Genomic DNA, 19892 nt, shown 5'->3' with positions numbered 1-19892 from the left:
CCATGCCCTTATAGGGCAAGAGCAAACCACCGGCTCAGCCGGTGGTCATGATTATTTTGAACAATCATATTGACGATATATAAATTGTTATGTTATAATAAATGTAACGATTAACTATGGAGGTTTAGATGGAAAATAATGATTATATTATACTCAAAACTGATAAAGAACTGAAAATACTTATGTCTCCCATAAGACAAAAAATAATAAAAATAATGAGTAGAGAAGGTAAGCCTGTTACGTCTAAACATTTAGCAGATAAGTTAAATATTTCGCCTTCTTCGGCACAGCACCACATTAAGCAACTGCAACAGGTAGGAATAGTAGAATTTGATCATAACGAGATTATTAACGGCATAACAGCGAAGTATCTTAGATTATCTGAAAAAACTGTTAGCATAGGCCAGGATATAAATGATGATTTATCATCAGAGCGTGATGTATTGGCAAGAAGTATATTAAGTAAGACGTATAATGGTTATAAAGAACTGATAAATGAAAAGAGACAGTTATTAGCAGAAGAATATAGAAAAGGAAATAAATTTGCTGACCAATTGGCTGGAGTGGTGCATCTATCTACTGAAGAAGCTAATGAACTGTTTGATATTATTGATGATTTTATAAAAAAGCATTCAAAAGCATACGATAATTCACATCCATATGAATATGCTTTAATTGCATACAGAGCTGATTTAAACGATGATAAAGGTAGGGATTAGGTATGAGAGTAAAAGTATATTCTCTTATAGTATTACTTAATTCATATATTACAGGACTTCTTTTACCTGTTTTAAGCTTATTGTTAATAGATAAAGGGTCTACACTGAGCAGAATTTCTATATTAATAGGAATATATTCTTTTACAGTAATAATATTAGAATTGCCAACAGGAATAATGGCTGATTTAATCGGAAGGAAAAAAACTTTTTGTTTATCACTGATTATGTCATTATTATTTTCTGTGGTTATTCTTTTAGGAGATGGGTTTATAATTTTGTGCATAGGAATGTTAATTTATGGATTAAACAGAGCTATTTCTTCTGGATCGTTTGAGGCTTTGTTCATTGACTCATATATTAATGAATTTGGTAAGGATAAGCTGCATGTAGTTACAACACGTTTAAGTGTCTTGGATGCTATTGGATTATCATCCGGAGCTCTGACAGGAGGAGCTCTTCCGGAAATATCAAGAAAGCATTTAATATTAACAGGAACTTATGATTTAAACTTAATTGTCAGATTAATATTAACTGTTTTAATTGTGGTGCTTGCAGTTGTTTTTATAAAGGAAACAGGTGCGAATAGTGTTAAAGAACATATTACTTTAAAACAGCAAATAAAAAACAGTTCAAATGTAGTTATCAAAAGTAAAAACATAATATGCATATTTATTTCTGTGTTTTCAACGGGTTTTTTCTTTAGCTCTTTGGAGACATATTGGCAGCCACATTTTATTTCTTTGATGCCAGATGATAGTGCAATGGTCTTTCTTGGTGTCATAGCATTTTTGTATTTAGCTTCAGCTATGGCGGGAAATATTATTTCATGTAAAATACTTAGCAAGTATAATCCAAAAAAAATTTACTTAGTTCTTAGAGTTATTCTTGCTATTATTTTAATAATAACAGCATTACAGACAAATATGATTTTATTTATTTTGTTTTATTCATTAATATATTTATTTTTCGGAATGGCTAACATACCTGAGAATGTTATTCTAAACAGTGAAATACCAAATTCAGCGAGGGCGTCTATTTTATCTGTAAATTCGTTGATAGTACAAATTGGAATGCTTTTAGGTTCTTTTGTTAACAGCTTCATTATAAATTATTCTACTATTCCAAATATTTGGATTATAGCTGCTGTAATAATTCTCATTTCAGTAATAATTATTTATAAAAAATTATTGTTAGAACAAACAAAAGAAAATGCTTAGCATTTAAATTATAAATTCCTTACTGGTAGCAGCCAGTGGCATCATGATAAAATTGGCTCTTCTCAAAAGATAATATAAATAAATGCCGTCAACAGTTCATAACCATATACCATAGCTATATCTTTATTGTAAAACGATAAATTATAATTGACAAACGATAATTATTGTATTATGCTTATATAAGACTTTGAGTTTATTAAGGGGGTAAATTTTGAGAAAACTTATTGCATATTTTACATTTTGTATTGGGGTAATTTTTGTAATCAGTCCGGTTATACTATATCAGTTTATCCATGGCAGCTATGAACGTTATATATGGATTATAAATGGAAGTTTTCCGTTTAATAGTTTTGGAAGCGGACCGGTGCAATTATATTTATATGCGGGACTCTTCTTAGCAGGGTTAATCCTAACAGCAATTAGTTTTAAACATGTTAACAAGTATCTTAAATATGCTGTCTTAATTATTATATTATTAATGATTTTTATAATGTCAGTATCGTGTTATTCATCGGAGTCTGTTAACACACAAATTTCAAAATCCTTGAGAATAGAAATGCCTGCAGATTCAACCATAGAGTATGAGGATTCTCACGGCGGCTTTCATGGTGACGGAGGTACATATGCTAAAATTAAGCTTGATGGAAAAGGAACAGAAAAAGCCATACTTGAAATTAAGAATAGCTGGAAGTCGCTGCCACTATCCGAAAATCTCAGCTTGATAATGTATGGTGGAATGAGAGATAATATAGAGTATATATATAATTTGGCAGATGAGTTTAAAATTCCACACATAGAAAATGGTTACTGGCTTTTTATCGACAGACACAGTAAAAGTATTAATAATTATGATGATACGGATTTATTTAACAGGCATTCTTTTAATTTTACTTTGGCATTGTATGATGCTGATGAAAATGTATTGTATTATATAGAATTTGATACATAAAATTAATGTAAAATATTTGGGAGTTAAAAATAACAATATATGAAAAACAACTATTTATTTATTATAATTTTTATATTTGCCATGATAATTTTTTTTATATGGCAAAACAATTCTGTAGTCATATCTAAATATGAATATAAAAATTCAAAGCTGTTCACAAATTTTAATGGCTTTAAAATTTTACATATTTCAGATTTACACAACAAGAATTTTCATGGAAGTTTATATAAGAAAACTAAAGATATTAATCCTGATATAATAGTAATCACAGGGGATTTAATTGACAGGCGTCGTACAAGAGTTGATACAGCTGTAGATTTCATAAGTCAAATAGTAAAAATCGCTCCCGTATATTATGTATCCGGAAATCATGAACAGCTGTCAGCATCATATGATGAATTAAAGGAAAATCTTGTAAAGCTTGGTGTACACATTTTAGATAATGCTTATATAACTTTAAATCATGATGGTGAAAATATTGGGCTTATGGGATTGGCAGATCCTGCTTCGTTGTATATCGAAGGCGATAATCTTAAAAACATAAACAGAATATATGCAGAAAACAACATTAATAAATTATATGAGAATACAGAAACTGATTTCAATATTCTTCTCTCCCATAGACCGGAGCTGTATGATGTATACAAAAAAATGAATGTTGATTTAATTTTCAGCGGTCATGCTCACGGCGGGCAAATAAGAATTCCTTTTTTAGGTGGTCTGCTTGCACCTAATCAAGGATTTTTTCCGAAATATTCGGAAGGAATGATTACAGAAGGTCATACAACTATGATTGTCAGCAGAGGGCTGGGAAACAGCATTTTTCCGCTTCGAATTTTCAATCGCCCGGAATTGATTGTAGTTACATTAAATAGGGAAGCAATAAAGCATTGATTCATTATAAATAATAAATTGCTCCACGTGGAGAAATATATAAAAAATATTAAAATAAAGGGTTTTATGTAAAGCCCTTTTTTAAATGTAGTAATTTGATATAAAATTATGTAAAAATTTTTTCATTTTATTAAATGAAAAATCCGGGTTACTTACTCTAATTGATAGAAAGGAAGGTAATATGCAATGCTTAAAAAAGAAATTGACAAAGAAAATTACATTTCTTTTATAACACAAAATAAAGAAATGCTCTATAGAGTTGCATATGGTTATCTTCGTGATGAAATTAAGTCATTGGATGCAGTTGATGAGGCAGTGTATCAGGGATATGTACATATCTATGATTTGAGAGAACATAAGTATCTTAAAACATGGGTTACCAGAATTTTGATTAATGAATGTCTTAAAATTATCAGAAACGGTAAACGTGAATTAAATACGGAGATTCTTCCGGAGAAATCATACATTTCTGATGAGGATTCAATGTATTTGAGATATGCGGTAAATAATCTACCTGAGGATTTAAGAAAGATAGTCGTACTGAGATATTTTGGGGGATATACCATATCAGAAACTGCGGAAATTTTGGAGATACCGGAAGGTACCGTGTCCACACGTACAAGAAAGGCTTTAGAAATCTTGAAAGTTGAGATTTCAGAGTAGGAAGGAGTAACTTATAATGGATAATAATAGATGGGATAATATGATACAAGAATCATTTAAATATCCGGAGGAGCTTTCCGGAGTAGAAGCAAGATTTAAAAGTCGCATAATGAAAGAAAAAAGAAAAAAGAGAACTGTTGTAAGCTCTTTATCTGCCATTGCTGCATCAATATTATTTATTATATTGATTAATACTAATATAGCTTTTGCCAATGCTGTAGCCGAACTTCCTGTTATAGGTAAGCTTGCGGAATATGTTAAGCTTGATAAAAGCTTAAGTAAGGCAATAGAAAATGAATATGTTCAGGAGATAAATCTTGTTGCCTGGGACGGAAGCAACAGACTGTTTTTACCTTATGTTATAGCTGACGAGAAGAAATTAATTTTATTTTTTCATATGCCCGACGAATTCAAGCGGCAATCAAATCAATGGGTTAATATTTTCCTGAAGAATATGAAAAACAGTGAAACAGGAGAAAAAGTTGACGGATATGGATATTCAACAAGCGGACTTTCACCTGATGAAAAAAACAACTATGGTTTTATCATGCAGGATTATCATTTTGAGGAGGATAAGCTGCCTAAATCATTAGACATTGAAGTAGAAGTAAAGATTGAAAATATGTTGGGTTCATATGAAGCACATATATCAGAAACTCCTTACAATAAAACAAATTCAACTATAGAAACTATAGGAACATACAGTTTTCATATAGAGCTGGAAGATTTTGCAGAGCCTATAATTTATGAAATTAATGAAACTCATACAATTTTCGGTCAAAAAATAATTGTAAAAAATATGAAGGTGTATCCTACGGGAACGGAAGTAAACTTTTCTTTTCCTGTTGATAATTCGGGTATAATAAAGGGTCTTGAATTAGAAGTGCTTCAGGATGACTATAAGCTTTTAAAAGGGAACGGCAATGGATTCAGTGCGACCTACGATATTGAGAATAACAAGATGAGCGTATATATTGAATCTAATTATTTTGATAAACCTAAAAAGCAGGAGCTGCTAATAAATGGTGTACGTCTTTTAAATAAGAACGAAGAGTATATAACTGTTGACATAGACAATAAAACGATAACGCCAAATATCGAAGGAATGATATTAAAACAGGTTATTAAAAAATCTGGCTATGCTACTTTAGTTTTTTCAACCGAAATATTAGATGATGACAATTTTGGAATGTTTAGTTCTGAATATAAGGATGCAGCCGGAAATGCTTACAGATTAGACGGCGAAGGTACTTCATCATATAATTCTCAGATGGAAACATTAATTACCGTAAAATACCCGGAAGACGGCAAGGTTATTTTAAGAAGGACATTAACTCCTAAAATACTTTTGGATAAGCCAATCAGGATTAACCTGCCTGTAAGTAATTAATAGCTTTCGAAGACATTATTCGTCGGAATATCTGTTGTATAATTTTGTAAAAAATATTATAATATAAGTAATTAATATTTTAATTGTTGGGAAGGCAGAACCATTTTATTGAGGAGGTGTAACAATGTACTCAATTATTTATTTAAGTCTTTCGGTTATAGTAATCGTCTTCGTTTTTTATTTAATTTACAGTATAAGATTAAAAGAAAAACGAAGAAAAGGTATGGAGCTTATCAGATTAAATTTTAAAGTTAACATTAACATGAATATTTTGTTTGCAGTATCGTTCTTGATTTTGTCTATATTAATGATTTATATTCTTTATGGAGCCATATCGAAATCGTATGTACCGTTTAAAGGTAAATATATTGACAGCTTTTTTCAAATATTCGATGATGCATATATCAATAGCTTAAGGGAATATTTCCTGAATAATAATATGGTAGGGCAGCTTTTAGTAACTGTTCAATACTTAATGGACATACCCCAGCATGTGTTTCTTGCCGTTTTTATGATTTCATTTTCAATATTTTATTTTTACGTTGGATTTAAGCAAAATATAATTTATGAAGACGGGATATTTATAAACAGTACATTGCATAAATGGGATGGTATTTTAGGCTTTGACTGGGGAGAGCTGCACGAAAAGGAAAATAAAGCGTATTACGATTTAACTGTTAATCTGCCAAAGCTTTATGATTTAAACGTAGATAAAAAGCTAAGGATAAACGCTGAGGATAGAGATAAAATAGACGAAATATTGGTTGCGAATATTGTTAAAGCTTAGGATATTACCCTAAGCTTTATTAATATTCGAAATCTACTGTCACGCTTGCTTCTATAAGCATGCTTCCGGGCATTATAGGTGTCACAGCAAGCTCATATCTGAAAGGTTGTATTGGCATAATAATGTTTTCTACAATGTTTACAGGAATTGGTTCAGATGAAATATTTAAATTCATGGCTATTGATTTTGATTTCTGAATTGCATTCCTTACTGCTGCATTTAATGCCTGCTGATAATAATACTCTCTGTTGGAAACGTCAAAGGATATTAAATCTACAACATTTGCACCTAAGTTAACCGCGGTATCAATAATGCTTCCTGCCATATCCAGATTGTTCGTTCTGATTTCAAGTATATTTCTTACTGAAAATCCCCTGTCGATTTGTCTTCCGTTTTCATAATCATATAATCTATCGATTGCATATTGATATGTTTTTATATTGTTCACTCCCATACGCTGCAAAGCTTGAATTATGGATTGTGTCACTCTTGCATTATCTGTTTGTATGTCTGTTATGTTTTCTCCTGTTGTCTGTACTCCTAAGCGAATTACGGCGATATCCGGAACTGCCGTTACTTGCCCTTGACCGGTAAGTGTCATCGTTTTGTTATGTACATTATTATCATTATAACGTTTAACCATTTATAAGCCCCTTTCAATTTATTTCTTTCTTATTATATGCTGATTTACAAATGCTGAAACATCAACAGAAAAATATTGCATGAAATTAATATATATATTATATTAGATAAGAATAAGAATAAGAATTAAATTGGAGTATGGCTCCTATCGCTTGGAGGTTTTATGAATAATAACTGGAAGAAAAATATAGTATTGTTTTTGGCAAGTCAAACAATCTCTTTGTTTGGAACTTCATTAGTACAATACGCAATTATGTGGCATATTACTTTAAAGACACAATCGGGATTTATGATGACAATTTCAATAATATGTGGTTTTCTTCCGATGTTTCTACTGTCTCCTTTTGCCGGCGTATGGGCAGACCGTTATAATAGAAAGAATTTAATAGTTATAGCAGATTCTTTTATTGCAATAACAACTTTCATATTAGCTATGTTATTTTATTCAGGATATGATTTTATCTGGCTTTTATTTGTTGCATCTGCAGTCAGAGCGCTTGGATCAGGAGTACAAACACCTGCCGTTAATGCATTTATTCCTCAAATAGTTCCGGAGGAAAAGCTTACGAAGGTCAATGCTACGAATGGAAGTGTTCAATCAATGGTAACATTACTGTCTCCTATGGTCAGCGGTGCACTATTGTCAGTAACAAGCTTAGAGATAATATTTTTTATAGATGTGATTACGGCTGCAATTGCAGTTATGATTATGGTATTATTTCTAAGGGTTCCGCCTCATTCAAGAGCTCTGGAAAAACAGGAAACAAGTCATATTAAGGATATATATGACGGCTTAAGATATTTAAAGGAACATGTATTTCTCAAAGTATATTTTGCTTATTTAGCAGTTTTTTATGTTTTATTGGCACCTCCTGCATTTTTAACACCCTTGCAGGTTGCAAGAAGCTTCGGGGATGACGTTTGGAGGTTAACTGCACTTGAGGTAGTATTTTCTGTAGGAATGATGGCAGGCGGAATATTTATGGCATCATGGGGAGGTTTCAAAAATAAAATTAACACCATGGCTTTATCATGCTATGTTATGAGTATTTGTACTATTTTGTTTGGTGTAATTCCAAGTTTTTGGCCTTATATTTTTGTAATGGGTATATTCGGGGTTGTAATGCCTATCCTTAATACTCCTGCCATAGTGCTTTTACAGGAAAAGGTAGAGAGCGATTATTTGGGAAGAGTATTCAGCATATTAAGTATGATTACAAGTATTATGATGCCTTTTGGAATGTTGATTTTCGGTCCTGTGTCTGATTTCGTAAGAATTGAATGGCTGATGATAGGAACAGGAGCATTGTTAGTCATTTTAACCGTATTTTTCTCAAGAAATAAAATCCTTTTAGAAGCAGGAAAATAAGTAATAAAATCTGATTTCAAAGTTTTACTGTAAATTCTCTGAATATATGATAAAATAAATATATGTATTAATCGGAGGGTTTCAGTCAGTGAAAAATATAAAAAATAATTCTATATTAAAGGTTGGTTTATTTTTGATAATGAGACAATAGGGTCTGAGTCAAATTTTCCAAATGAAAATTTGGAAGAGGATACTAAATTATAGGAGGAGAATTATGAAGTTTTTGTGGACTACAATTCATGTAAAAAATATGGAGGAGTCATTAAAGTTTTATCAGGAAGTAGTGGGACTTAAGCTATCGGATAGATTTAATGCCGGACCTATGGAAATTTCTTTTTTAGGTGAAGGAGACACTAAATTAGAATTAATATGCAGTGAAAAATTCCAAAACTTTAATCCGGGTAACGGCGTATCAATGGGATTTAAGGTTGAATCCTTGGACGCGGCTTTAAATATGGTGAAAGAAAAAGGATATGAAGTAATTACAGGACCGTTACAACCAAATCCACATATAAAATACTTTATATTTTTAGATCCTAACGGCTACAAGGTGCAATTTGCCGAACAATCATAAAATGACGGAGATTGTTAATGGATATAATAAAAAAGCATTTAAATAAATTAGCTAAAAAGGAACAAAAAATCTTAAATAGAAAGCAAGGTATCATCGAAGAAAAATTAGAACCTTTAGTTGATAAAGTTGAATCAAAGGTTCCGGAGTCATTAAAAGATACTCTTGATACGGCTTTTTACAAAAGCTTTAAGATTGTTTTTGAAAAGGGAACTAAATATATAGAGAAACTATATAATAAAAACAAAATTCAGCTGAATCACAATGTAAATGATTATCATGTAACAAATAAGCCTGACAAAAAAACTATCAAAAAAATAGATAAGCATGCTCAGAAAAGCAAGCTGTTAAATACTTCAATATCAACCATCGAAGGTGCCGGATTAGGATTTTTGGGTATAGGCTTGCCTGATATACCATTGTTTACGGCTATGATATTAAAAACAATTTATGAAATATCTCTGAGCTATGGATTTTTGTATGAAATGGAAGAAGAAAAAGTCTATGTGTTAAATATAATTAAGGGCGCACTTTCTTCAGGTGAAGCTCAGAAAAAATATAATTTAAAGGTTGATAAATTAGCAGATAAAATTGATAATCATATAAACATTATTTATGATTTGGACAGAGAAATAATATATACAGCAAGAATAATATCTGAATCAATGCTTACCTCAAAATTCATACAGGGTATTCCGGTTGTCGGAATTTTAGGAAGTATAACAAATTATAAAATAATCAATAAAATCAGCGAATACGCTTCAGTTAAATATAAGAAAAGATATCTTCATAACAGAAGTTGAAAGCAAGGTCGTCATCCTTGCTTTGTTTTTATGCTTTTTAATGGAAATTTAAGTTTTTTATAATACACGGTTAATATAAAATGGTGTTATAATAAGGTATAATATGTCCTCATGTATTTCTGAATACGCTGCTGCGGTTGCCGTCTTCCGGCGTCTTGCAGTATGAACTTTGTCATCAATCTAACCTTACTTAAATGTAAGTTTAGATGATAAAGTGTAAGTCAGACATATGGCATTTATTGAATTATTATGATAATATTAATTTGAATTTTATTTTTAGGAGATGGAAATGAAAAAAATTTTTAAAAAGAAAAGGTTTATATTTTTATTTATTGTAATTTTAGCTGTTCCTATTATAATTGCTCTAAATAAAAATAAAGGAGCTGCTGAAGTCTTTGTAAATTCTGTATCTTTAGAGAAAAAAACAATAGAACAGATAATATCTGTAAAAGCGCCATTGGAAGGTATTGAAAAAGCGGATGTTGTTTCTCCGTTAAATTATGAAATAATAGACATAAAAGTAAAGGAAGGAGACGTTGTTTATAAGGATCAAGTTTTAGCTGAGTTAGACAGTGAAGAATTAAAAGAACAGATTATATTAGAAGAGAGCCAAATTGATTTAGCTCAATTAGAATTGCAGGATAAGCTTAAAACCATGCAGATAGAATATGATAAAGCATTACTTAAAATAAGAGAGCTTGAAGACAGCTACAATGTAAACAAGGAATTATTAGATAATGAAATTATTACACAGGAAAGCTTTGATAAAATAGAAAACAGCTTGAACGAAGCAAAAAAAAGCTTAGAAGGCTTTAATTCAGTTGATGGTAAAATTGTCCTGTCTTCGGCTGAGCTAAAACGTTTAGAAATTCAAAAGCAAGAATTAGAAAAGAAAAAGAAGGATTTAGAAAAAATTCTAATTAAAAGTCCTATAGATGGAACAGTAACAAGGGTAAATGTAAATATAGGAAGATATGCAAAGGATACCGAAAATGAAAAAGCTATGTTTGTAGTTGAAAACTTAAATAAGCTGCAGATGAAGGTATCAATAAGCGAATATGACATAGGAAAAGTACATATAGGTCAGGAAGTCGAAATATACTCTGATGTTTTAAAAGACGGTATTGCCAAAGGGGTTGTTGCAAGAATATCACCAACTGCTGAGCAAAAGGACAATAACACAATGGAGAGAATAATACCTGTGGTTATAGATATTACCGAAAAACCCGACAGTTTAATAGCGGGAGTTATTGCTTCTGCAAAAATCAAGGTTGACAGAGCCGAAAATGTATTTGTCGTTCCATCAGGAGCATTGCTTCAGGATGAAAACAATCAGTCTAAACTACTTGTATTAAATGAAGATAATACTTTAAAATCCGTAATCGTAGAAACCGGTTTAGAAACTGATTTAGAAACTGTAATAAATGGTACAGAACTTACTGAAGGCATTGATATTGTTATTAATCCAAGCTTAAATTTAACAGATGGTATGACTGTAACTCCTCAAAAAGAGACAGAATAGGGGAACTCTATGAGTAAAATGATATCAATAAAGAATTTAAATAAAGTTTATAAAAATGGTTCTGTTGAAGTTCATGCATTGAAAAATATAAACTTAGAAATAGAGCATGGTGAATTTATAGCGATTATGGGACAATCCGGCTCCGGCAAATCCACATTAATGAATATAATAGGATGTTTAGACAGACCTACATCCGGCGAATACATATTGGATGGAATAGAAATAAGCAAACAGGGACAGGATGATTTATCATTGATAAGAAACAAGAAAATCGGCTTTGTATTTCAAGCATTTAATCTTATCCCGCGCACTAATATTTTAAGAAATGTTGAACTACCTATGATTTATGCTAAGGTAAAATCAAATAAACGAAAACAACGAAGTTTGGAACTTTTGGAGAGGGTGGGGCTTAAGGAGAGAATCGATCATCTCCCAAATGAATTGTCAGGCGGACAGAAACAAAGAGTTGCAATAGCAAGGGCTTTAGCCAATAATCCCCCGATAATTTTAGCAGATGAGCCTACAGGTAACTTAGATACCCAATCGTCGGAAGATATTATGGAAATATTTAAATCATTAAATACTGATGGCACCAGTGTAATTTTAGTTACACATGAACCTGAAATCGCAAAATACGCTGACAGGGTAATTGTTTTTAGAGATGGTGCAATAATAGAAGATAGTCAGAAAGAAGGTGTTTTGAAATAATTTGGTTTGAGAATATTAAAATTGCCTTTCAATCAATTTTATCAAATAAAATGCGTTCTCTTCTTACAATGTTGGGAATAATCATAGGCATAAGCTCCGTTATTGCAATTGTATCAATCGGTGACAGTATGAAAGGTGTCATGGATGATATCTATAAAGATATCGGAAAGAACAGAGCTTATATGTATATTTATAATATAGAAGATTTTCGTTCAACGGATTTTTTCTTTATTGAAGATATAGAATTATTAAAAGACAGATTTGGAGATAAAATTAATTACTTATGTCCTACGGAAGGCTTGAGAAGCGATGTAGTGGTCAATAAAAATACAGTGAAACTTCAGATGGAATGCATTGACAGCGGATTTGATAAGGTTCAGCACATAGAAATGCTTTACGGAAGAATGATTAATGAAAGCGATGTGAATAGAAAGAGTAAGGTAATAGTTTTAGAACAAAATGCTGCCTTGAAAATATTTAATAGAGAAAATGCTGTAGGAAAAACTATCAGAGTAAAAATTGAGAATAATATGGAAGATTTGTTGGTAATAGGGGTTTATAAAAACGATCAATCGCCCGTTTTATCTCTTTTACAAGGACAAAAGATGTATGAAGACAGTTATGTGCCATATACAATGGCTTTTCCTCAAAATTACGGATTTTACCAGCTTGATGTATTCATTGCCGATAATTACTCTGTTAGCACAGTAGGAAATGAGATAATATCTTATGTTGCAAAATTGAAAAACAGAGAAATTGATAATTATAGATTTTATACAGTGGAAGAGGATCAGGCAACTCTTAATGGAATTGTTGGCGGTATGTCTATAGCAGTAGCTTGCATTGCGGCAATATCACTGTTGGTAGGGGGTATAGGAATTATGAATATTATGCTTGTTTCAGTTACTGAGAGAACGAGAGAAATCGGTATAAAAAAAGCGCTTGGAGCGAGGACTAAGGATGTTTTGTTTCAGTTCCTCATAGAATCTGCAACACTTTCTGCAATAGGAGGAATAGTCGGAACGATGTCAGGAATCGGATTGGTAATGTTGGGCGGTTCCGTAATATCATTGCCAATAGTTGTTAATCCGCTTTCCATAATTATCGCAGTAGCTTTTTCTATGATTATAGGAGTATTCTTTGGGTATTACCCTGCGAAGAAAGCTGCAAAAGCAGATCCTATTGACGCTTTAAGATATGAATAATATACTTTAGAAATAAAATAATACAGAGGTGATATTGTGAATTTATCAAAAGAGCAAATAAATCGTTACCTTAGACATATCATTATGCCGGAAATAAGTATGCAGGGTCAAAAGAAATTAATTGAATCTACCGTTTTAGTATATGGTGAAAGTACTAAAGACATTATGATCACGGTATTATATCTTTCGGCAATAGGAATAGGGAAAATATTTTGTTATTTAAAAGATGATTCAGAATATGAATCCTTATTTTGTGATGCTAAAGATTTAAATAATGATGTTTCAATAGAAATTGTAAATGAGTATTTTCCGGCAGATAAGGCAGATGTTAGAATTATACTTGGAAGCATAAGTTTTATCGATAATATTATTAATAAAAACGGTTTTATTCCGACTATTGTTTCAATGGTTAATGAATGGAAGGGAACTCTTCAAACCTTCATTGAAGTGGACAATTTAAATGAGTATGCTCAATTTACAGGCAGCAAACAATATTTTAATAAAGAGAAAAATTTACTTACAGCTTCTTTTTCGGGGGTACTATGTTCGGTTGAATGTGTTAAGCTCATACTTAATATTGGGAAAACCCATAAAAATTTATTGATATTCGATTTGCTGTTGATGGAATTTAATACCTTTAATCAAGCGCAATATGAGTCTGTAATTTACAATTTTAATATAGAGAATAATATATCATTGAGTAAAAAAGAAATAATTAAAAAGCTTAACAATTCAAGGGTATTAGTTGTCGGCACCGGCGGACTTGGATCTCCTTCGGCTCTTGGTCTTGCCATAGCAGGAGTTGGAACAATCGGCTTATTAGATTCAGATAAGGTTGAATTAAGCAATTTGAACAGACAAATATTACATTCAGTTTCAAGAATAGGAATACCTAAAGCTGAATCTGCAAAATTCTTTGTTTCAAATATTAATCATAACATTAATGTCATTACTCATGTTTCAGAATTAAATTCAGAAAATGCTGAAGATACAATAAGAGAATATGATGCTATAATTTCCGCTGTTGACAACATTCAGACACGCTACATAATTAATGATACGAGTTATTTGTTGAAAAAACCTGTTGTTGAGGCAGGAGTATTAAGATTTGACGGAACTAACACTACAATTATTCCCGACGAAGGACATTGTTACAGATGTTTGTATCCTAATGTGAATACAAGTGGCATGACATGTTCTGAAGCGGGCATCTTAGGTTCAATACCCGGAGTGATGGGATTTATTGAAGCGATAGAGCTTGTAAAAGTTATTGCAAATATTGGAGTTACGTTGAAAAATAAAATATTGTTGTTTGATGGTTTGGAAATGGAGTTTAATGTTATAAGCTTAAGTAAAAATCCGGAATGTCCTGTTTGTGGTAATCATTACGACATATAATTTAATGAACAATAAATGTTAGTTTATTGTTTAACGACAATAATTGTTAATTATATTTAACAAAGTTATATTGACTTTAATATTTTTTGATGATATTATGATGAATACGAGCTGTATTATCATAATAATATTTGTATATTTTTTAACAAAATACTGCAAGCTTTGTAAAATTATTATGATGTTCGGTATTCTTAATACAATGATTAACATACTTGGAGGGTAAAATGAAAAAAATATTGTCTATAACGTTATGTATGCTAATGATTTTAAGTGTAGTGGCTTGTACGCAAGACACTCAGGCACCGCCTTCTGCACAACCTGAAACATTAACCGGTGTAGGTAAAGGTTTTGCCGGTGAAGTAAAGGTAACTGTTACAAAAGAAGGGGACAAGATTACAAATGTTGTTGTTGACAGCCATACTGAAACAAATGGAATAGGTACAAAAGCTGTTGATGAAATTCCTGCTAAAATAGTAGAAGCTAATTCGACTGAGGTTGAAGCTGTGGCAGGTGCAACAGTTACAAGTGAAGCTATTGTTTATGCGGTAAATAATGCGTTAGATCCTGCTAAATATCCTGCTCCGACAGCAGCAGTTAATGAAGAGAAAAAACCTGAAGCGGTCGTAGCTGCAGAAGTATATCAAGGATTTGGTTTTGCAAGCGAAGGTCGTTTAGGACCTGGCAGGGACGATACGGATACACCTGTATTCAGCTTCAATGATGTATTTGCACATACGTTATTTGATCAAGAAGGAAGAATTCTTGCAATGACAGTTGATGTATTAGAAGTTGCAACTCCAAACTATGATGGAGAAGGCATGCCTCATTTTAGCGGTTTCCCCGGACAAGGCGGATACAATAATGATTCAAATCATGATGAAAAGGTTGATGGGAAAACAGAGGATACAGAAGAAAACTTCATAGCTGAAGTAAACAGCTGGATATCTAAGAGAGACCGTGGTGCTTCTTATGCAATGGGAGTCGGTTCTTGGGCATCACAAATGAACAAATTTGAAGAAACATTTATTGGTATGACTGTAGATGAAGTTGAAGAGTGGTTTGAAAAATACTGTTCTGATTTAAACGGAAGACCTTTAAAGGATGGTTCTGACAAGCCGGAAGACAAATCAAAATATGATGCATTAAGTGCTGATGAAAAAGCAATGCTTGCAGATGTTACATCCGGAGCTACTATGAGCTTAAAAGACCCTCATGGTGATATTATTACAGCGATTAAAAGATCATTTGAAAATAGGGTACCTTTAGAAGAAGTTAAAGAAGTTGCCTCTATGGGAACTGCTGTATTGCCATTACATCGTATAGGACCCGGCCAAGATGATACAGGCGTTTCTGTTTATAGCATAAATAAAGTTTTTGCTAATGCTTTGTTTGACGGACAGGGTAAGATAGTAGCTTTATATGTTGATCAATTAGAAGCAGCAACTCCTAACTATGATGGAGCTTCAATGCCTCACTTTACAGGATTCCCGGGACAATCATATAACAATGATGAAAACCATGACGAAAAAGTTGATGGTATTATCACAGCTACTGATGACAGCTTCTTAGCAGAAGTTAAAGGTTGGGTGACTAAGAGAGACCGTGGTGAAGGTTATGTTATGGGTACAGGTATTTGGTCAGCTCAAATGGATAAATTCGAAGAATTATTTATAGGAAAAACAGCTGATGAAGTTGAAGAATGGTTTGAAAAATACTGTTCTGATTTAAACGGAAGACCATTAAAAGATGGTTCTGACAAACCGGAAGACAAATCAAAATATGATGCATTAAGTGCTGATGAAAAAGCAATGCTTGCAGATGTAACTTCAGCAGCTACTATGAGCTTAAATGACAGCCATGGAGATTTAGTCGGAGCAATCAAAAAAGCTTTTGAAAATCGTGTAGAAATTGATTTAACAGTTAAATAAATATTTATTGGATTAAAAAAAAGCCCTTTAATTAATTTGATTAAAGGGCTTTTTATAATATTAAAAACTAATATTGGTTATACTATTAAAAATAAATTTTATGGAGGGCTATATGAAAAAATTAGCTTTAATAATCAGTTTTTTAATGCTTTTTAGCATGGTTGCATGTGCAGATAACGACAATACTCCGGGAATAGAAGCACCTGGTAATGATGGAAATAATTCAGTAGGAGATACGGATATTTTGCCGGGGGATGGGGATTTAGAAGGAGATATAGATAATTTGCCGGGAAATGGGGACTTAGAAGGAGATACTGAGACATTAGAAGGCACTGCTCAAGGTTACGGAGGAGAAGTTACGGTTACGGTAATAGTTAACGGTGATGACATTGTATCCGTTGAGGTTATGGGAGAAAAAGAAACTCAGGGTGTAGGAACGAATGCAATCGAACAGCTTCCGGAAAAAATAGAAGAAGCTGATTCTACTGATGTAGAAGCAATATCAGGTGCAACTGTTACAAGCGACGCCATAAAAGAAGCAGTAGATAATGCCTTAGAAGGAAGAAAATAATAATAAGAGAAATATGATTAAAAAAACCAGCGATCGCTGGTTTTTTTTAATCATATAGAGATGATAATATCAATGATGTTGATGACTCTTTTATACTGTCTATTGTGTGAAGCTGATCTTGCAAAGCTTTTAACTCAATAGGCGTCTTGCATCTTACTTTCATTATAATACACCATGTGCCGGTAACTATGTGGCATTCTTCTATTACTAAATTATTTATTTCAAGAGTTTTCAACTGTTCAAGCAATTTATCGTAATTAGTGGTTCTTACCCTCAGCGAAATTAAGGCATTTGTAGTATATCCGAGCTTAACCCAGTCAATTTTTGTCCTGTATCCCGAGATTACACCTTGTTCTTCCAATTTGGTTACTCTGTTGTGTATTGCCGGTCTTGACAAATTTAAACGCTTTGAAAGTTCTTCGTGTGATATACGTCCTTCTTTTTCAATATTCTGTAAAATTTGCATATCTAATGAATCCATATTATACCTCTATATTTTATGGTTATAGTTTACAATTATCTTAAATATAGCACAAAATTTAGATTATTGCAAGCTAATAACAATAATAATGTTAACGTTTCTTGACAATGAAAGCTGATTATATTATAATCAAGTTAATAAGATTTGGCTAAAGATATTAGGTATGAGGAGACAAATTTTAGTATATTTGTGTATGCTGAAATTTGTTTTTTTTATGGTGCTACCACCATTTGTTCAAGCCACAGCGATGAACAAATGGGTGATAGACCTAATGCAGCGCAATCCAAATTTGCGCGACCAGCGGGAGCGAACAAATTTGTGATGGAGCCTGCGATGCCCAACTACACTTATAAAAGGTTTGGGGACACACCTCTAAAGGAGAGATAGTCTTTGGAGACAGCTTTAGAGGAATGTCCCCGAATAGGGTTTCTGAAAAATGGTTGACAGGTCAAATCTTAAATTATATAAAAATTGGAGGATAATATGGGTAAGGTTATAATTACGGGAAATACTCTGACTATAGAAGAGGTTGTATCAGTTTGCAGGAATTATTATGAGGTTGAGTTGTCGGAATCTGCAAAAGAAAAGGTGAGCAGCTCAAGAAAAATAGTAGATGATTTTGTGGAAAACGGAGACGTTGTTTACGGAATAACAACAGGCTTTGGTAAATTCAGCGATGTTTCAATTTCAAAGGATGAATCAGAGCTTTTACAGAAAAATTTAATAGTTACTCACGCGGTAGGTGCAGGTAATCCCTTTGAAACGGAAGTAGTCAGAGGAATAATGCTTCTCAGAATTAACAACTTGGCAAAAGGGTATTCGGGTGTGAAGCTTGAAACCATACAAACGATGATTAATATGCTTAATAAAAGAGTTCATCCTATAGTTCCTCAAAAGGGCTCATTAGGTGCAAGCGGTGATTTAGCTCCGTTATCACATATGGTTCTTCCGATGATTGGTTTAGGGTCAGCTGAATATAACGGTGTGTCCATGTCCGGTGCAGAGGCCATGAAAGCAGCAGGATTACCTGTTATTACACTAACTTCTAAGGAAGGTCTTGCATTAATTAACGGAACGCAGGTAATGACCTCAGTAGGATGCCTGACAGTTTACGATGCATTAAATTTAATTAAAATTTCTGACATTGTTGCTGCTTTAAGCTTTGAGGCACATAATGGTGTTGTTGATGCTTTAGACCATAAGGTTCATGAGGTAAGACCTCATAAAGGTCAAATGGATACAGCTAAAATACTTCTTAATCTTTTATCAGGAAGTAAGATGACAACAAAGCAGGGAGAAATAAGGGTACAGGATGCTTACTCTCTGAGATGTACACCGCAGGTGCACGGAGCCAGCAAAGATGCAATAAATTATGTTAAAGAAAGAGTTGAAATAGAAATTAATTCTGTTACCGACAATCCGATTATATTCCCTGAAACAAGAGAAGGAATATCTGGAGGAAACTTCCACGGTCAGCCAATGGCATTGAGCTTTGACTTCTTAGGTATTGCTTTAGCAGAGCTTGCAAATATTTCGGAAAGAAGATTAGAAAGATTAGTAAATCCCGCTTTAAGCGGATTACCCGCATTTTTAGTTGAACATGGCGGCTTAAATTCCGGTTTTATGATTGTTCAATATTCTGCAGCAGCATTGGTTTCAGAAAACAAGGTATTGGCGCATCCTGCTTCAGTTGACAGTATACCTTCATCTGCCAATCAGGAGGATCATGTTTCCATGGGTACTATAGCAGCAAGAAAGTCAAAGGAAATCATGGAAAATGTAAGAAGAGTGCTTGCAATGGAAATTATGTGTGCTTGTCAGGGAATAGATTTAAGAACAAACAAGGGATTAGGAACAGGAACTGCACCTGTTTATAAGAAGGTTAGAGAATATGTTCCTGTGTTAAAGGAAGACAGGCCGCTTTATGAGGATATAAATAAATGCGAAGAATTAATAATCAATGGAACGATTATAGATGTATGTGAAAAGGAAGCAGGAGAAATAAAGTTCTAATAGTAAATATTTTTGTGAATGTAAAAAACCGGCGTTTCGTATTTTATCTGATACGAAATGCT

General features: G+C 32.6%; 19 protein-coding genes. 17 read left to right on the top strand and 2 right to left on the bottom strand.

Going from position 1 to position 19892, the window contains the following annotated elements; translation table 11 throughout:
* Positions 1–128 precede the first annotated feature (128 nt).
* The 7 genes from RT412_RS16140 (at position 129) to RT412_RS16110 (ending at position 6619) form a co-directional block, all read left to right on the top strand.
* Entirely contained in the window at positions 129–719 is a 591-nt protein-coding gene (locus RT412_RS16140; RefSeq protein WP_313341498.1) for a helix-turn-helix domain-containing protein, read from the top strand.
* Positions 720–721: 2 nt separating this feature from the next.
* A complete protein-coding gene (locus tag RT412_RS16135; protein WP_313341495.1) occupies positions 722–1936 on the top strand; it encodes an MFS transporter in 1215 nt (404 codons plus the stop codon).
* A 211-nt stretch (positions 1937–2147) separates the two neighbouring features.
* The gene (locus RT412_RS16130; RefSeq protein WP_313341492.1) at positions 2148–2885 is read left to right on the top strand and encodes a hypothetical protein; all 738 of its coding nucleotides are present in this window, start codon (positions 2148–2150) and stop codon (positions 2883–2885) included.
* A gap of 39 nt (positions 2886–2924) precedes the next feature.
* Positions 2925–3779 carry a metallophosphoesterase gene (locus tag RT412_RS16125; RefSeq protein WP_313413330.1) on the top strand — a complete coding sequence of 285 codons (855 nt, stop codon included), beginning with the start codon at positions 2925–2927 and terminating at the stop codon, positions 3777–3779.
* Positions 3780–3965: 186 nt separating this feature from the next.
* Positions 3966–4442, top strand: a complete 477-nt coding sequence (locus RT412_RS16120) for a sigma-70 family RNA polymerase sigma factor (RefSeq protein WP_313341486.1) — start codon at positions 3966–3968, stop codon at positions 4440–4442.
* Between the two features lie 16 nt (positions 4443–4458).
* Positions 4459–5832, top strand: a complete 1374-nt coding sequence (locus tag RT412_RS16115) for a DUF4179 domain-containing protein (RefSeq protein WP_313341483.1) — start codon at positions 4459–4461, stop codon at positions 5830–5832.
* A 124-nt stretch (positions 5833–5956) separates the two neighbouring features.
* On the top strand, positions 5957–6619 hold the full coding sequence (locus RT412_RS16110; RefSeq protein WP_313341481.1) for a hypothetical protein: 663 nt from the start codon (positions 5957–5959) through the stop codon (positions 6617–6619).
* A 19-nt stretch (positions 6620–6638) separates the two neighbouring features.
* Here RT412_RS16110 and RT412_RS16105 read toward each other — a convergent pair whose 3' ends face one another.
* Complete coding sequence (locus RT412_RS16105) at positions 6639–7262, bottom strand: SIMPL domain-containing protein (RefSeq protein WP_313341479.1); 624 nt, start codon at positions 7260–7262, stop codon at positions 6639–6641.
* Positions 7263–7424: 162 nt separating this feature from the next.
* Between RT412_RS16105 and RT412_RS16100 the strand changes: the two genes are divergently transcribed.
* The 9 genes from RT412_RS16100 (at position 7425) to RT412_RS16060 (ending at position 17336) form a co-directional block, all read left to right on the top strand.
* A complete protein-coding gene (locus RT412_RS16100; RefSeq protein ID WP_313341477.1) occupies positions 7425–8630 on the top strand; it encodes an MFS transporter in 1206 nt (401 codons plus the stop codon).
* 214 nt (positions 8631–8844) lie between these two features.
* Positions 8845–9204, top strand: a complete 360-nt coding sequence (locus tag RT412_RS16095; RefSeq protein WP_313341475.1) for a VOC family protein — start codon at positions 8845–8847, stop codon at positions 9202–9204.
* A gap of 17 nt (positions 9205–9221) precedes the next feature.
* Complete coding sequence (locus RT412_RS16090) at positions 9222–10004, top strand: EcsC family protein (RefSeq protein WP_313341472.1); 783 nt, start codon at positions 9222–9224, stop codon at positions 10002–10004.
* A 289-nt stretch (positions 10005–10293) separates the two neighbouring features.
* The gene (locus tag RT412_RS16085) at positions 10294–11526 is read left to right on the top strand and encodes an efflux RND transporter periplasmic adaptor subunit (protein ID WP_313341469.1); all 1233 of its coding nucleotides are present in this window, start codon (positions 10294–10296) and stop codon (positions 11524–11526) included.
* Positions 11527–11535: 9 nt separating this feature from the next.
* Positions 11536–12234, top strand: a complete 699-nt coding sequence (locus RT412_RS16080) for an ABC transporter ATP-binding protein (protein ID WP_313341466.1) — start codon at positions 11536–11538, stop codon at positions 12232–12234.
* A 50-nt stretch (positions 12235–12284) separates the two neighbouring features.
* Positions 12285–13439, top strand: coding sequence for an ABC transporter permease (locus RT412_RS16075; RefSeq protein WP_313413328.1), 1155 nt, complete (start codon positions 12285–12287; stop codon positions 13437–13439).
* Positions 13440–13475: 36 nt separating this feature from the next.
* Positions 13476–14837, top strand: a complete 1362-nt coding sequence (locus tag RT412_RS16070; RefSeq protein WP_313370274.1) for a HesA/MoeB/ThiF family protein — start codon at positions 13476–13478, stop codon at positions 14835–14837.
* A 224-nt stretch (positions 14838–15061) separates the two neighbouring features.
* Positions 15062–16765, top strand: a complete 1704-nt coding sequence (locus tag RT412_RS16065; protein WP_313341457.1) for an FMN-binding protein — start codon at positions 15062–15064, stop codon at positions 16763–16765.
* 112 nt (positions 16766–16877) lie between these two features.
* Complete coding sequence (locus tag RT412_RS16060; protein ID WP_313341454.1) at positions 16878–17336, top strand: FMN-binding protein; 459 nt, start codon at positions 16878–16880, stop codon at positions 17334–17336.
* Between the two features lie 46 nt (positions 17337–17382).
* On the opposite strand, the gene RT412_RS16055 is transcribed toward RT412_RS16060, so the two are convergent.
* On the bottom strand, positions 17383–17817 hold the full coding sequence (locus RT412_RS16055; RefSeq protein WP_312813497.1) for an Lrp/AsnC family transcriptional regulator: 435 nt from the start codon (positions 17815–17817) through the stop codon (positions 17383–17385).
* 483 nt (positions 17818–18300) lie between these two features.
* On the opposite strand from RT412_RS16055, the gene hutH reads away from it, so the two are divergent.
* On the top strand, positions 18301–19830 hold the full coding sequence (gene hutH / locus RT412_RS16050; RefSeq protein WP_313341451.1) for a histidine ammonia-lyase: 1530 nt from the start codon (positions 18301–18303) through the stop codon (positions 19828–19830).
* The last annotated feature ends 62 nt before the right edge of the window (positions 19831–19892 follow it).

Origin of the sequence: Sedimentibacter sp. (assembly GCF_032080165.1) — a bacterium.
GTDB lineage: Bacteria > Bacillota > Clostridia > Tissierellales > Sedimentibacteraceae > Sedimentibacter.
This window is presented reverse-complemented; position numbering and strand designations above follow the sequence as displayed.

Bases quoted from the DNA above. Each gene is read 5' to 3' on its own strand.
- RT412_RS16105 (WP_313341479.1), bottom strand. From the start codon at position 7,262: ATGGTTAAACGTTATAATGATAATAATGTACATAACAAAACGATGACA.
- RT412_RS16120 (WP_313341486.1), top strand. From the start codon at position 3,966: ATGCTTAAAAAAGAAATTGACAAAGAAAATTACATTTCTTTTATAACA.
- RT412_RS16095 (WP_313341475.1), top strand. From the start codon at position 8,845: ATGAAGTTTTTGTGGACTACAATTCATGTAAAAAATATGGAGGAGTCA.
- RT412_RS16100 (WP_313341477.1), top strand. From the start codon at position 7,425: ATGAATAATAACTGGAAGAAAAATATAGTATTGTTTTTGGCAAGTCAA.
- RT412_RS16085 (WP_313341469.1), top strand. From the start codon at position 10,294: ATGAAAAAAATTTTTAAAAAGAAAAGGTTTATATTTTTATTTATTGTA.
- RT412_RS16080 (WP_313341466.1), top strand. From the start codon at position 11,536: ATGAGTAAAATGATATCAATAAAGAATTTAAATAAAGTTTATAAAAAT.
- RT412_RS16140 (WP_313341498.1), top strand. From the start codon at position 129: ATGGAAAATAATGATTATATTATACTCAAAACTGATAAAGAACTGAAA.
- RT412_RS16090 (WP_313341472.1), top strand. From the start codon at position 9,222: ATGGATATAATAAAAAAGCATTTAAATAAATTAGCTAAAAAGGAACAA.
- RT412_RS16065 (WP_313341457.1), top strand. From the start codon at position 15,062: ATGAAAAAAATATTGTCTATAACGTTATGTATGCTAATGATTTTAAGT.
- RT412_RS16060 (WP_313341454.1), top strand. From the start codon at position 16,878: ATGAAAAAATTAGCTTTAATAATCAGTTTTTTAATGCTTTTTAGCATG.
- RT412_RS16115 (WP_313341483.1), top strand. From the start codon at position 4,459: ATGGATAATAATAGATGGGATAATATGATACAAGAATCATTTAAATAT.
- RT412_RS16135 (WP_313341495.1), top strand. From the start codon at position 722: ATGAGAGTAAAAGTATATTCTCTTATAGTATTACTTAATTCATATATT.
- RT412_RS16125 (WP_313413330.1), top strand. From the start codon at position 2,925: ATGAAAAACAACTATTTATTTATTATAATTTTTATATTTGCCATGATA.
- RT412_RS16055 (WP_312813497.1), bottom strand. From the start codon at position 17,817: ATGGATTCATTAGATATGCAAATTTTACAGAATATTGAAAAAGAAGGA.
- RT412_RS16075 (WP_313413328.1), top strand. From the start codon at position 12,285: ATGCGTTCTCTTCTTACAATGTTGGGAATAATCATAGGCATAAGCTCC.
- RT412_RS16110 (WP_313341481.1), top strand. From the start codon at position 5,957: ATGTACTCAATTATTTATTTAAGTCTTTCGGTTATAGTAATCGTCTTC.
- hutH (WP_313341451.1), top strand. From the start codon at position 18,301: ATGGGTAAGGTTATAATTACGGGAAATACTCTGACTATAGAAGAGGTT.